This window comes from Streptomyces sp. NPDC001270, from assembly GCF_042896695.1.
In the GTDB taxonomy this organism is placed as follows: domain Bacteria; phylum Actinomycetota; class Actinomycetes; order Streptomycetales; family Streptomycetaceae; genus Streptomyces.
In genome coordinates, this window is sequence record NZ_JBIAXM010000008.1 from 195012 (window position 1) to 207859 (window position 12848).

Annotated in this window: 12 protein-coding genes; 8 read left to right on the forward strand and 4 right to left on the reverse strand. The window is 72.6% G+C overall.

Going from position 1 to position 12848, the window contains the following annotated elements; translation table 11 throughout:
• The first annotated feature begins 40 nt into the window (after positions 1-40).
• From ACFY2B_RS15955 to ACFY2B_RS15965, 3 genes are all read left to right on the forward strand, one after another.
• Entirely contained in the window at positions 41-697 is a 657-nt protein-coding gene (locus ACFY2B_RS15955) for a PadR family transcriptional regulator (RefSeq protein ID WP_390763718.1), read from the forward strand.
• A 179-nt stretch (positions 698-876) separates the two neighbouring features.
• Positions 877-1893 (forward strand): ABC transporter ATP-binding protein, encoded by a 1017-nt coding sequence (locus ACFY2B_RS15960; RefSeq protein WP_390763719.1) that lies wholly within the window; start codon positions 877-879, stop codon positions 1891-1893.
• A complete protein-coding gene (locus ACFY2B_RS15965; RefSeq protein ID WP_390763720.1) occupies positions 1890-2666 on the forward strand; it encodes an ABC transporter permease in 777 nt (258 codons plus the stop codon). Before ACFY2B_RS15960 ends, ACFY2B_RS15965 begins: the two co-directional genes overlap by 4 nt.
• Positions 2667-2854: 188 nt before the next feature.
• On the opposite strand, the gene ACFY2B_RS15970 is transcribed toward ACFY2B_RS15965, so the two are convergent.
• Complete coding sequence (locus ACFY2B_RS15970) at positions 2855-3697, reverse strand: siderophore-interacting protein (RefSeq protein WP_390763721.1); 843 nt, start codon at positions 3695-3697, stop codon at positions 2855-2857.
• A 350-nt stretch (positions 3698-4047) separates the two neighbouring features.
• Complete coding sequence (locus tag ACFY2B_RS15975; RefSeq protein WP_390763828.1) at positions 4048-4977, reverse strand: 5'-3' exonuclease H3TH domain-containing protein; 930 nt, start codon at positions 4975-4977, stop codon at positions 4048-4050.
• A gap of 167 nt (positions 4978-5144) precedes the next feature.
• On the opposite strand from ACFY2B_RS15975, the gene ACFY2B_RS15980 reads away from it, so the two are divergent.
• The 4 genes from ACFY2B_RS15980 to ACFY2B_RS15995 all read left to right on the forward strand — a co-directional run bounded on the left by ACFY2B_RS15980 (position 5145) and on the right by ACFY2B_RS15995 (position 9983).
• A complete protein-coding gene (locus ACFY2B_RS15980; protein ID WP_390763722.1) occupies positions 5145-6224 on the forward strand; it encodes a glycine betaine/L-proline ABC transporter ATP-binding protein in 1080 nt (359 codons plus the stop codon).
• Positions 6217-8019 carry an ABC transporter permease/substrate binding protein gene (locus ACFY2B_RS15985; protein ID WP_390763723.1) on the forward strand — a complete coding sequence of 601 codons (1803 nt, stop codon included), beginning with the start codon at positions 6217-6219 and terminating at the stop codon, positions 8017-8019. Before ACFY2B_RS15980 ends, ACFY2B_RS15985 begins: the two co-directional genes overlap by 8 nt.
• A 675-nt stretch (positions 8020-8694) precedes the next feature.
• A complete protein-coding gene (locus ACFY2B_RS15990; protein WP_390763724.1) occupies positions 8695-9264 on the forward strand; it encodes a helix-turn-helix domain-containing protein in 570 nt (189 codons plus the stop codon).
• Positions 9264-9983: a helical backbone metal receptor gene (locus ACFY2B_RS15995; RefSeq protein WP_390763725.1), complete on the forward strand. Its 720-nt coding sequence runs from the start codon at positions 9264-9266 to the stop codon at positions 9981-9983. Before ACFY2B_RS15990 ends, ACFY2B_RS15995 begins: the two co-directional genes overlap by 1 nt.
• On the opposite strand, the gene ACFY2B_RS16000 is transcribed toward ACFY2B_RS15995, so the two are convergent.
• Positions 9895-11052 carry a TDT family transporter gene (locus ACFY2B_RS16000; protein WP_390763726.1) on the reverse strand — a complete coding sequence of 386 codons (1158 nt, stop codon included), beginning with the start codon at positions 11050-11052 and terminating at the stop codon, positions 9895-9897. The genes ACFY2B_RS15995 and ACFY2B_RS16000 overlap by 89 nt on opposite strands.
• Positions 11053-11122: 70 nt before the next feature.
• Here ACFY2B_RS16000 and ACFY2B_RS16005 point away from each other — a divergent pair, with 70 nt between their 5' ends.
• Positions 11123-12043 (forward strand): LysR family transcriptional regulator, encoded by a 921-nt coding sequence (locus ACFY2B_RS16005; protein ID WP_390763727.1) that lies wholly within the window; start codon positions 11123-11125, stop codon positions 12041-12043.
• A gap of 55 nt (positions 12044-12098) precedes the next feature.
• Here the strand turns inward: ACFY2B_RS16005 and ACFY2B_RS16010 are convergent, their stop codons facing one another.
• On the reverse strand, positions 12099-12815 hold the full coding sequence (locus ACFY2B_RS16010) for a gamma-glutamyl-gamma-aminobutyrate hydrolase family protein (RefSeq protein WP_390763728.1): 717 nt from the start codon (positions 12813-12815) through the stop codon (positions 12099-12101).
• Positions 12816-12848 lie beyond the last annotated feature (33 nt).

The following is a 12848-nucleotide window of genomic DNA, read 5'->3' on the forward strand; positions in this document are numbered from 1 at the left end:
TATGTTCGTCAACGGATATTCGGAAGCGAGGTGATCTGTCGTGGCCATGCGGCGCCGCAAACTCAGCAACCCGCTGGCGCTCGCCGTGCTGGCGACCCTCTGGCAGAAGCCGATGCATCCGTACGAGATCGCCCAGACCCTGCGCCGACAGGGCAAGGACACCAGCACGAAGATCAATTACGGCTCGCTCTACACGGTCGTGCAGAACCTGCAGAAGCACGGGTTCGTCGAGGTCACCGACGTGGAGCGGCAGGGCAACCGCCCCGAGCGGACCATCTACGGCCTCACCGATGCCGGACGCGGGGAGCTGACCGAGTGGATGGCCGATCTGCTGGCCGTCCCGGTCAAGGAGTTCCCGATCTTCGAGACCGTACTGTCGCTGATCGGCGTCCTGCCGCCCGACGAGGTGGTGCGGCTCCTGGAGGAGCGGCTCAGCGCCCTGGAGGTCAAGGCGGCGAGCGGACGCGGAGCGCTGGCCAAGCTGTACGAGACGCTGCCCCGGCTCTTTCTGGTGGAGACCGAGTACCAACTGCACATGCTGGAGGCGCAGGCGGAGTGGGTGCGCGGCTTCCTCGACGAGATCAGGAAGGGCTCACTGCCCGGGGTCGAGGCATGGCGGCAGTTCCACGAGACGGGTGAGATCCCGCCCGAATTCCGGGAGCTGGACAACTGGGAGGCACCCGAGACCGAGACGTGATCCAGAACCGGGAAAACCCCGGCAGCGCTGTTGCAGCAGCCCCGCCGGGGTCTCGAACCCCGAGCTGACTCCGCCGTCGCGACGGCTCCAGGCGATCGAGGTGCGGCACACCCAGGATAGCCCGGCGCCCTGCACGTGGATCAGCTGTCATTCACTCGCTCATGAGGAGAGCAGCCATCATGAACACCCGTGCGCCCGCGGTGCAGGCGCGCCAGCTGATCAAGACCTACCCCGGTGACGTCACCGCGCTGCGCGGCCTGGACGTCACCGTCGAGCCGGGCACCGTTTTCGGCCTCCTCGGCCCGAACGGGGCCGGGAAGTCCACCGCCGTCAAGATCCTCACCACTCTGGCCCGTCCCGACTCGGGCACGGCCACCGTCGCCGGGCACGACGTGCTGCGCCACCCGGACCGGGTGCGCCGTGCGATCGGTGTGGTCGCCCAGAACTCCGGCGCCGACCCCGTCGCCACGGGCCGCGAGAACCTCCGGCTCCAGGGCCGGCTGCACGGGCTGCGCGGGCCCGGCCTCGACCGGCGGGTCGACGAACTGCTGGAGCGCTTCTCGCTCAGCGACGCGGCCCGCCGCCCGGTCAAGGGCTACTCCGGCGGCATGCGGCGCCGTCTCGACGTGGCCCTCGGCCTGGTGCACCGGCCCGAGGTGCTGTTCCTCGACGAGCCCACGACCGGCCTGGACCCCGAGGCCCGCACCGCGATGTGGGAGGAGATCGGCCGGCTGGCCGGCGACGAGGGCCTGACCATCCTGCTCACCACGCACTACCTGGAGGAGGCCGACCGGCTCGCCGAGCGCATCGCCATCGTCGACCGCGGCCGGGTCGTGGTGACCGGCACCCCCGACGGGCTCAAGGGCGAACTCCGCGGTGACGCCGTCCATCTGGAGCTGCGCGAGGCGGTCGGCGACGCCGGTCGTACGCTGCTCGCCGGCGCGCTCACCGGGCTGCCCGGCGTGCACGAGGCATTCGTCGACGGACGCCGGGTCAGTGCCCGCGCCGCCGACGGGGCCGCCGCGATGCCCGCGCTGCTGGCCGCGCTCGAACGGGCCGGGGTGGCCGTCGCCTCGGCCACGGTGGCCCGCCCCTCCCTCGACGACGTCTACCTGCGCTACGCGGGCCGCCGGTACGCCGATGCCGAGTCCGCCTCCGAGTCCGCCGCCCCCGCTCTCGCCGGAGGTGTGCGATGAGCAACGCGCTCACCCAGACCTGGTACATGACCCAGCGTCAGCTCATGGTGTTCGCGCGGCAGCCCGCGTACGCGATCATCACGCTGATCCAACCGGTGATCTGGCTGTTCCTGTTCGGGAACCTCTTCAAGAAGGTCGTCGAACTGGGCGGCTTCGGCACCACCTCGTATCTGGACTACCTGGTGCCGGGCGTCGTCGTGATGAGCGCCCTCAGCTCCAACATGTGGGCGGGCATGGGCACGCTGGAGGAGATCCAGCGCGGCACCCTCGACCGCTTCCTGACCACACCGGTCAGCCGGGCCGCCCTGATGAACGGCAACGTCGTCAACAACGGCCTGGTCACCGCGTTCCAGTCGGTGGTCATCGTGCTGCTCGGACTGCTGGGCGGCGCCGACTACCCGGGCGGGATCGGCGGCATCGCGGTCCTGGTCCTCGCCTCGGTGCTGCTCGGCACGGTGTTCGGGGCGCTCTCCAACACCCTGGGCATGCTGGTGCGCGAGCGGGAGTCGATCATCGGCATCAACACCTTCCTGCTGCTGCCGCTGACCTTCCTTTCCTCCGCCTTCATGGCTCCGTCCCAGATGCCGTCCTGGATGCGGCACGTCGCCGACTTCAACCCGCTCGACTGGGCCATGGTGGCGGGCCGTTCGGCGATGTCCGCGGATCCCGACTGGGCGGCCGTCGCCCTCCGCGGCGGGGCGCTGCTGGCACTGGCGCTGGCGGCGGTGTGGGTGTCCATACGGACGTTCCGTGCGTATCAGCGGTCGGTCTGAGCCGGCGCGGCGAGGGGCGTCGTAACGAGCGCGGCGACGGCGCCGTTCATGGGCGCGGCGACGGCGAACGGCGGGCGCGACCGGTCAGGAAGAAGCCGGCGTGACCGGTGGGGGAGCGGGGCCGCCGTGCGCCGGAGGGGTGCCGCCGTGCCGGTGGGACGCGGCGGCATCTCGCGGTGCCGCCCGGCTCACGCGGCGGCGGCTCCCTCCTGCTCCGCCTCGACGCGCGCGTTCCACTCCCGCTTGGACGCCTGCCAGCCGTCCTCGTTGTGCCCCAGCCGCCAGTAGCCGGAGATCGAGAGATCCTCGCGGGGGATCGCGTACTCGACCCGCAGCAGCCGGCGCAGCTCCTTCACGAAGCCCGCCTCACCGTGCACGAACGCGTGCACCCGGCCCGCCGGGAACTCCAGCGCCCGCACGGCCTCGACCAGGGCTTCGCCGACCGGCCGGTCCCCGCGGTGCACCCAGACGACCGGCACACCGGAGTCGATCTTCTGCTCCTCCTCCGGGCCGGAGATCTCGACGAAGGCATGGGTCCGGACCCCCTCCGGCAGCGTCTCCAGGGCGCGGGCGATGGCGGGCAGGGCGCTCTCGTCACCGGCCAGCAGATGCCAGTCGGCGCCGGCGTCGGGCGCGTAGGCGCCACCGGGGCCCATGAACCGCACGGTCTCGCCGGGCCGTACGCGCAGCGCCCACGGACCGGCCAGGCCCTCATCGCCGTGCACCACGAAGTCCAGGGTCAGCTCGCGCTGCGCGGGATCCCAGGCCCGCACCGTGTACGTCCGGGTCACCGGCCACTGATCGCGCGGGAACTCCGCACGGATCCGCTCCATGTCGAAGGGCTCCGGATAGGTCACGCCCGAGGCCGGGAACAGCAGCTTCACATAGTGGTCGGTGCAGGTGTCGGCCTCGAAGCCGGCCAGGTCCGCACCGCCGAGCACCACGCGCTGCATATGGGGGGTCAGCCGTTCGGTGCGCACGACCTGCGCGGTATGGGGCTTGCGCGGCTTACGGGCCGGACGTTCTGCCATGGCGACCTCCAAAACACGACCTTAGGTTTACCTAAGTTAGCATCACGGCCTTTGCGGCGGACAGAAACATCGATCGCCGGATGGGGACACCGTCCGCCGGGCGAGAGCCGGTCGGTCCGCCGGGCGGCGCGCGGACCGGCCCATCGGGCGGGAGCGGACCCGTCCATCGGGTGGGAACCGACTGTCCGACCGACGGGAACTGGTCCGACGGGCGGGGGCACCGTCCGACGGGCTGGAACGGCTGGAACAACTGGGCGGGACCGCGGGACGCCGCCCGACGGGTGGCAGCAGAGGACATCGTTCGACGGGCCGGAGCAGAGGTCGCATCGTCCTACGGGCCGGAGTGCCCGTCACGCGGCGAGCGTGGAGAGCAGCCGTTGCAGCGATCCGCCCAGCCCCCAGCGCGCCGCCAGCGCGTCCAGGCCCGCCGGGTCGCGCGGGGTGCGCGGCAGCGCCGTGTCGACGTCCGGGAGCGGCACGTCGGCGGCGACCCGGACGACCTTCGGGGCGACGGCGACATAGGGGCGGGCCTCGGCCAGGCGCCTGCGCTGCGCCGGGGTCAGCCGGGACCGCGGGTCGTCGACCGCCGCCATGATCCCGGCCAGGTCGCCGAACTCGGCGAGCAGCTTGGCCGCCGTCTTCTCGCCGATGCCCGGCACCCCCGGCAGCCCGTCGCTGGGATCGCCCCGCAGCAGCGCCAGATCCACGTACCCCCGGCCGTCGACGCCGTACTTCTCGCGCAGCACGGCCTCGTCCGTGAGCTGGAGCGTGCCCACGCCCTTGATCGGGTACAGCACCCGCACCCCGCGGGCGTCGTCCACCAGCTGGTACAGGTCGCGGTCGCCGGTGACGATGTCGACCGGTCCCGCGGCCCCCGCCGTGAACGTACCGATCACGTCGTCCGCCTCGTACCGGGCGACGCCCACCCGTGCGATGCCGAGCGCGTCCAGGACGTCCTCGATGACCGGCACCTGCGGGGAGAGCGTGTCCGGCACCTCCTCCGCGTCCGGGCCCGCCGCATGCTCCTCGGCGACCCGGTGCGCCTTGTAGGTGGGGATCAGCTCGACCCGCCACTTCGGCCGCCAGTCGGCGTCCATGCAGGCCACCAGGCGGTCGGGCCGGTGGTCCTTCACCAGCCGGTCGATGAAGTCCAGCAGCCCGCGCACGGCGTTCACCGGCGTGCCGTCCGGGGCCCTGACGGAGTCCGGCACGCCGAAGTAGGCGCGGAAGTACAGCGAGGCGGTGTCGAGGAGCATCAGTCGTCCGGTCACGCTCCGCATCATGCCGTACGGCACCGACAACCACCCCCGGGCGCCGCTCGCCCCCACCCGTGAGCGGTGGCGACGGCCCTCACCCGCTTTGTGTGATCTGAATCACAAAAAAGTTTGCCCGTCTTGACCCGGGGCAGGCGCGGCGTCTGTCCCATCCCCTGAGACGAGAGGTGCGCGTGACATTCAGGCTTGAGGCCGACCATCTGTACAAGGTGTTCGGAAGACGACCCGATCAGGCAGTGGAACGGCTTCGGCAGGGTGCCGCGCGGGAGGAGTTGCGCGCCGACGGCACCACGGCAGCCGTGATCGACGCCTCCTTCCAGGTGGCGCCCGGTGAGATCTTCGTGGTGATGGGACTGTCCGGTTCCGGGAAGTCCACCCTGCTGCGCATGCTGAACGGCCTGTCGGCGCCCACCGCGGGACGCGTCAGGTTCGACGGCCAGGACCTGACCTCGCTGCCGGACCGCGAGCTGCGCGCGCTGCGCTCCCAGCGGATCAGCATGGTCTTCCAGCACTTCGCGCTGTTCCCGCACCGCAGCGTCCGCGACAACGCCGCCTACGGCCTGAGCGTGCAGGGGCTGCCCCGCGCCGAGCGCGAGCGCCGCGCCGACGAGGCGCTCACCCTGTGCGGACTGGCCGGCTGGGAGGAGTCCTGGCCCGACGAGCTGTCCGGCGGCATGCAGCAGCGAGTGGGGCTGGCCCGCGCCCTGGCCACGGACGCCGACCTGCTGCTGATGGACGAGTCGTTCAGCGCGCTCGACCCGCTGATCCGCCGGGACATGCAGGACCAGTTGCTGCAACTCCAGCAGAGCCTGAAGAAGACGATCGTCTTCATCACCCACGACCTCAACGAGGCCATGCGCCTGGGTGACCGGATCGCCGTGATGCGCGACGGCCGGATCGTCCAGATAGGCACGGCACAGGAGATCCTGGTCCGCCCCGCCGACGACTACGTCGCCTCGTTCACCAAGGACGTCGACCGCTCCCGTGTCCTGACCGCCGCCGCCGTCATGGACACCGAACTCCGCGGCGACGAGGCCGACTGCGACTGCGAGACCGCCACGCCGCACACACCGTTCTCGGAGCTGTGCGCGATCAGCGCCCGCCTGACCCACCCGGTCGCCGTCGTCGACGGCGACCGCACGCTCGTCGGAGTCGTCCCGCGCCAGCGCCTCGTCGGTTTCCTCGGCGACCAGCAGGGCGAGCCCGAGCCCTGTAGCAGCACGCGCCGAGGAGAGGGGGCCGCCCGTGCCTAGGATCCACTTCGGCGACTGGGTGGAGACCGCGGTCGACTGGTTGCAGACCCATCTGACCTGGGTCTTCGACATCGTCAACGCCGTACTCGACGGCATGTACAGCGGTGTCGACACGGTCCTCGGCGGCGGTGAACCGCTGCTGATGGCCGGCATCCTCGCCGTGATCGCCGCCTGGCTGCGCGGCCTGCTGCCCGGCGTCCTCGCCTTCGTGGGGCTCGCGCTCATCGACGCACTCGGGCTGTGGGACGACGCGATGGACACCCTGTCCCTCGTGCTGGTGGCCGCGGTCATCACCGTCGTGATCGCCGTCCCGCTCGGTGTTCTGGCGGCGCGCAACCGGCGCGTCAGCGCCCAGCTCCGGCCGCTGCTCGACGTCATGCAGACCATGCCGGCGTTCATCTACCTCATCCCCGGCGTCATGTTCTTCGGCGTCGGTACGACCCCGGGCCTGCTCGCGACGATCATCTTCGCGATGCCGCCCGGCGTCCGCATGACCGAACTCGGCATCCGCCAGGTGGAGGGCGAACTCGTCGAGGCGGCCGAGGCGTTCGGCACCATGCCCCGCGATGTCCTGCTGCGGGTCCAGCTGCCGCTGGCCCTGCCGACCATCATGGCCGGCGTCAACCAGGTGATCATGCTGGGCCTGTCGATGGTGGTCATCGGCGGCATGGCCGGCGCGGGCGGCCTCGGCGAGCAGGTCTACTCGGCGATCACGCAGCTCAAGGTGGGTCTTGCGGCGGAGAGCGGGGTGGCCGTGGTCATCCTCGCGATGTACCTCGACCGCATGACCGGCGCCCTGAGCGAACGGGTGTCCCCGCTGGGCCGCCGCGCGGCGGCCAAGGCCGGCTCCCTGGCGGGACGCGCCAGGTTCGCGCGCTACCGCCCGGCCGGCGCGGTCGCCGTCGTCGGTGTCGTCGTGCTCGCGCTGGTCGCCGGCGGTCTGAACCTGGCCGGTTCCGGCAAGGCCGAGGCAGGCTCCGGAGCCCGTCCCGGCAAGGACGCCGGCAAGACCGTCGACATGGGCTACTTCCCGTGGGACGAGGCCATCGCCAGCACCTTCCTCTGGGACAACATCCTGGAGGACCGCGGCTACAAGCCGAACCTCAAGCAGCTCGACCCGGGCCCGCTCTACAGCTCCCTCGCGCAGGGCCAGATGGACATCCAGCTGGACTCCTGGCTGCCGACGACGCACAAGGCGTACATGGACAAGTACGGGTCCCAGCTGGCGGACCTGGGGTCGTGGTACGGGCCGACCTCGTTGGAGCTGTCGGTGCCCTCGTACGTGAAGGGGATCGATTCGCTGGCCGATCTGAAGGGCCAGGGGAAGAAGTTCGGCGGGAAGATCATCGGCATCGAGGCGAGCGCCGGGGAGATGGCGACACTGAACAACAAGGTCCTGAAGGCGTACGGGCTCCAGGGCGAGTACCAGGTGGTGTCGTCGAGCACGTCCGCGATGCTGGCGGAGCTGGACCGGTCGATCAAGAACCACCAGCCGGTGGTGGTCACCCTGTGGTCGCCGCACTGGGCGTACGGGAAGTACGACCTGAAGAAGCTCAAGGACCCCATGACCGCCTGGGGTCAGGGCGAGCGGATCCACATGGTGGGCAAGAAGACCTTCAGCCAGGACTTCCCCGAGTTCTCCGGCTGGCTGAAGAACTTCAAGCTGACCGAGGGCCAGCTCACCTCCCTGGAGGTCGCGATCCAGCAGGGCGGCGCCGGGAACGAGAAGGCGTCCGCACGGAAGTGGCTGGACGCCCAGCCGGGACTTGAGGACAAGCTGGCACCGGTGTCCTGAGGAGAAGCCGGCGCCGGTGTCCCGAGGACGACAGGCGCCGGTGTCCCGAGAATCCGCCGGCGCCGGTGCCCCGAGGACACCGGCGCCGGCCGCCGCGTCGGGGGAGTGCGTCCAGCCACGAAAAGGATCCGGCCAACCGCAGAGCGCTACGATCCTGCCCGATCCTCTCCGAGCCTGTCCGGGCCCGCCCAGGCCAGTCCGAACGGCCGGCCGCGGGCCACGACCGCCTCCGCGGCGGCCACCGGCCCGCCCCGCCGCCCGGCCGATTGCCGCCCGGACCCGGCCCCGCCCGGATTCCGCCCGGCGCACCCGCCCTGACCAGCGGTTCCACCGCACCTTCGGGACGCGGAGCGCGGCCGGGGAACACTTGCGGCCGCCGGCGCATTGAAAAAGAGGGACGCGGTCCCGTGCTGAGACGGGGTCAGTGTCGCGCCACGAATCCGGGAGCTGGTCGCCATGGCGCCACCGTCCCGCGGCCGGCCGGTTCGGCCGGCGGCCCGCACGGCCACTGGCGCGAACCGTGACGGTCGTGCCTACCCGACGGGACATGGATGTGACGGCCGCATGAAACGGTTTGCCGAACATGCGTAGGGTGCAGAGAACCCATCAGGGCGAAGGGGCCCGACGCAGGTCCCCGGCACGGCGGCACGACGAGCGAAGGAGGGAGCCGGAGCGATGGGCGACCACAAAGAACAACAGCCCGTCCGAGTGGGCGCGGCCGTCCGGCGGCGGCGCCGCGCGCTGGAGCTGACCCTCGCCGTCGTCGCGGAGCGCAGCGGCCTGTCGGTGCCCTTCCTCAGCCAGATCGAGAACGACCGGGCCCGCCCCAGCACAAGTTCCCTGGAAAAGGTCGCCGACGCACTGCGCACCACGGCCGTCGAACTCCTCGCCGCGGCCGACCCGGCCTGCAGCGTCGATGTCGTGCGCGGCGAGGCCGGCGAAGCGGACTTCACCCCCCGGGTGCGCTCGCTGGTGCGCGGTCACCACCAGTTGCATGCCTCCGAGTTCACCGGCGACCACGACGCGGGCCGCGAATTCCAGCACCGCAACGACGAGTTGCTGTACGTGGCCGACGGCGCCGTGGAGATAGAGGCGGAGGGCCGCGCCTACCGGCTGGGCCGCGGCGACACCCTCTACCTCACCGGCGGGGTGCGCCACCGCTGGCGGGCCACGGTGCCGGACACCCGGGTCGTCGTGGTCGCGGTGGCCGAGCACATCGAGGCCGTCCACGACCGGCCCCGCTGATGCGGGTCGTCTCCCTCGTACCCTCCCTCAGTGAGGCGGTCGCCGAGTCCGTACCCGGTGCCCTGGCCGGCGCCACCGACTGGTGCACCCACCCGGCGCAATTGTCGGTCACCCGTGTCGGCGGCACCAAGAACCCCCAGGTGGACCGGATCGTCGCCCTCGCCCCGGACCTGGTGATCGCCAACGAGGAGGAGAACCGCGCCCCCGATCTGGCGGCCCTGCGCGCGGCGGGCCTCACGGTGCTGGTCACCGAGGTGCGCAGCGTGCCGCAGGCGTTCCGTGAACTGGCCCGGGTGCTGACGGCGTGCGGGGCGACGGCACGGCCGCGGTGGCTCGACGAGGCGCAGGACGCCTGGTCGGCGCCGCCGGTGCCCGGGCAGCGGGCGGGGGCGGTGGTGCCGGTGTGGCGCCGGCCGTGGATGGTCCTCGGCCGGGACACCTTCGCGGGCGACGTCCTGGCCCGGCTCGGCGTGGACAACGTGTACGCCGGGCACCCCGACCGCTACCCGCGCGTCCCGCTGGACGAGTTGCGGGCCGCCGCCCCCGATCTCGTCGTGCTGCCCGACGAGCCCTACCGCTTCACGGCCGACGACGGCCCCGAGGCGTTCCCCGGCCTGCCCTGCGCCCTGGTCAGCGGACGGCATCTGACGTGGTACGGGCCGTCGCTGGCCGAGGCTCCGCGGGTGCTGTCCGGGGCGCTGCGAGCAGTTCGCCGCTGACCAGCCCGCGCACCGTGCCCACGGCGGCCGCCGCCCAGACGGCGACCAGCAGTCCGTACAGGCCGAACGTGAGCCAGTCGTACGCGGCCAGTCCGGTGTGCCGGGCCAGCGCCGCGCTGCCGGTGACGCAGGTGCCCACCGGGAAGGTGAACCCCCACCAGGTCATCGCGAACCGCATCCCGCGCCGCCGGGCCCGCACCACGTGCGCCGTCGCGAACGCCAGCCACAGCAGCGCGAACCCCATCACCGGAATCCCGTACAGGACGGCGAAGTCGGCCAGGCCGCGGTCGTACGGCGCCGGTACGACCCCGGGCGCCCGGTCCCCGAACAGCCCCACCGCGGTGGTGGACTGCCCGAGCGGCCCCAGCACCAGGAACAGCGTCGGGGTGAGCGCGAGGGGCAGCGGGCCCGCGAGGACCAGCCGGGCGAAGACGAGGGACAGCATCAGCAGGGTCATGAACAGGCTGAGCCCGAAGAGGGCGAAGCACCCGATGAGCAGCGTCTCCCGGGGCGGGCCCGGCGGCAGGTACGGCAGGAGCAGCGGGCCGAGCGCGGCGGACACCATGGGCGCGACGAGCGGCAGCAGCCACGCCGGGGTCACCTGCCCCAGCTCGGTGCGGTGGCGCACGGTCAGCAGGAACGGCACCGCCGTGGCCGTCACGAGCCCGACCGCCGTGCCGACGGTGAACAGCACGGCGTCCAGGGCCACCGCTCCCGGCGTCCCGAGCCACCCCCGCCCGACGGTGACGGCACCGCCGCCGACCGCGAGCAACGCCATGGACAGACAGCCGTAGAACGGCGCGATCGCCGGGTCCAGGAGGTGGGTCCGCGCCTGGTCGCGGTGGTACGTCCAGTGCAGGGCGCGGGCGGTGAGGACGACCACCAGCAGCACCAGGGAGAGCGCCCACACGGCGGTGCAGCCGGTGCGCAGGCCGTCGGTGAGACCCGGCAGCACGGCGCCGCCGGTGCCGACCGCCGACGTGCCCATGACGGCGGCGTACCAGTTGGGGCCCAGGTGGCGGACGGCCGGAACCCGGCGGAGGACGAGGGGCTGGACTGCGGTGACCATGGGTCCACCGTCCCGCGCGCCAGGACCGCCGACCAGGGAGTACTTGTCTATGAGGGCATAAGCTGGTCTTATGAGCGAGGCGGAGGAGCGGCGCGGGGCGGGATCGCTGGCCCATCGGGTGCCGGATCTCGGCGCGTTGGAACTGCTGCTGGCGGTGGCCCGTACCGGCAGCCTCGGCGCGGCGGCCCGGGAGGTGGGCGTCACCCAGCCGGCGGCCAGCAGCCGGATCCGCTCCATGGAGCGCCAGCTGGGCGTGGCCCTGGTGGACCGCTCGCCGCGCGGCTCCCGGCTCACCGACGCCGGGGTGCTGGTGACGGACTGGGCCCGGCGGATCGTGGAGGCGGCGCAGGCTTTCGACGCGGGCGCGCACGCGCTGCGGGACCGCCGCGACTCGCGGCTGCGGGTGGCGGCCAGCATGACGATCGCCGAGTACCTGCTGCCGGGCTGGCTGCTGGCCCTGCGCGCGGAGCGCCCGGACACGGCGGTGTCCCTGCTGGCCGGGAACTCGGCGATGGTGGCCGAGCGGCTGCTCGCGGACCAGGCGGACCTGGGCTTCGTCGAAGGGCTCACGGTCCCCGCGGGCCTGGACTCCGCTGTCATCGCGCACGACCACCTGATCGTCGTCACCGCCCCCGCACACCCCTGGGCCCGCCGCCGCGGCCCGCTCGCCGCGGACGAACTGGCCACCACCCCTCTGATCCTGCGAGAACGCGGTTCGGGCACCCGTCAGGTCCTGGACGCCGCCCTGGGCGGCCTGGCCCGCCCGCTCATCGAGCTGTCCTCCACCACGGCGGTCAAGGCCGCGGCGGTCGGCGGCGCCGGGCCCGCGGTCCTGAGCGAACTGGCCGTACGGGAGGAACTGGCGCTGCGCCGCCTGGTGCGCATCCCCGTGCGGGAGACGTCCTTCGGCCGTGAGCTGCGCGCGGTGTGGCGCACGGGACACCGGCCGACGGGACCGGCACGGGAGCTGCTGTCGCTGACGCGGGGGTGAGCGGGGACCGGCCGGTCGCCGGGAACGCGTGCCGGTGGGCCGTTCCGGCAGAGGGTCAGCCGGCCGTTCCGGGGTGGTCCGGTGGCCCGGCCGCCGCCTCCACCAGTGCCCGCATCACCCGCAGGTCCTCGCCCATCTCCGGATGCCACTGCACTCCCAGGACCCACCCGGCGGGTCCCGCGGGCTCGACCGCCTCCACCGTCCCGTCGGCCGCGTGCGCCGACGCCACGAGTCCGCCGCCGAGCCGGTCCACGGCCTGGTGGTGGTAGGTGGGTACGGAGCATTCCTCCGGGACAATGCCGGCGTACCGGGTGCCGGGCACCGGCTTGACGGGGTGCCGCCCGAAGATCCCCGGCACCTCCGCGTGCCCGTCCAGGTGCTGCACGAGTGTGCCGCCGAGGGCGACGTTCAGCAGCTGCATGCCGCGGCAGATCCCGAGCAGCGGCACGTCCGCCGCCAACGCGGCCTCGATCAGGGCGAGTTCCCAGGCGTCCCGGGCCCGGGCGGGCGGGCCGGTCCGCGGTCCGGGCACGGCGCCGTAGCGGACCGGCTCGACGTCCGGGCCGCCCGCGATCACCAGCCCGTCCAGCCGCGCCACGGCGGCCGCGGCGTGCTCGGGCCCGTCCGGCGGCAGCAGCGCGGCCAGCCCGCCGGCCCGCTGCACCAGCCGCGGATACCCGGCCGGCAGCAGCGCCGCCTCCAGCTCCCACACCCCCCAGCGCGCCTGGGACTCCAGGTACGTACTGACACCGATCAGCGGCCTGCCCGCCATGGACCCTCCTTCGCTGCCCCAATGGCATGCTCA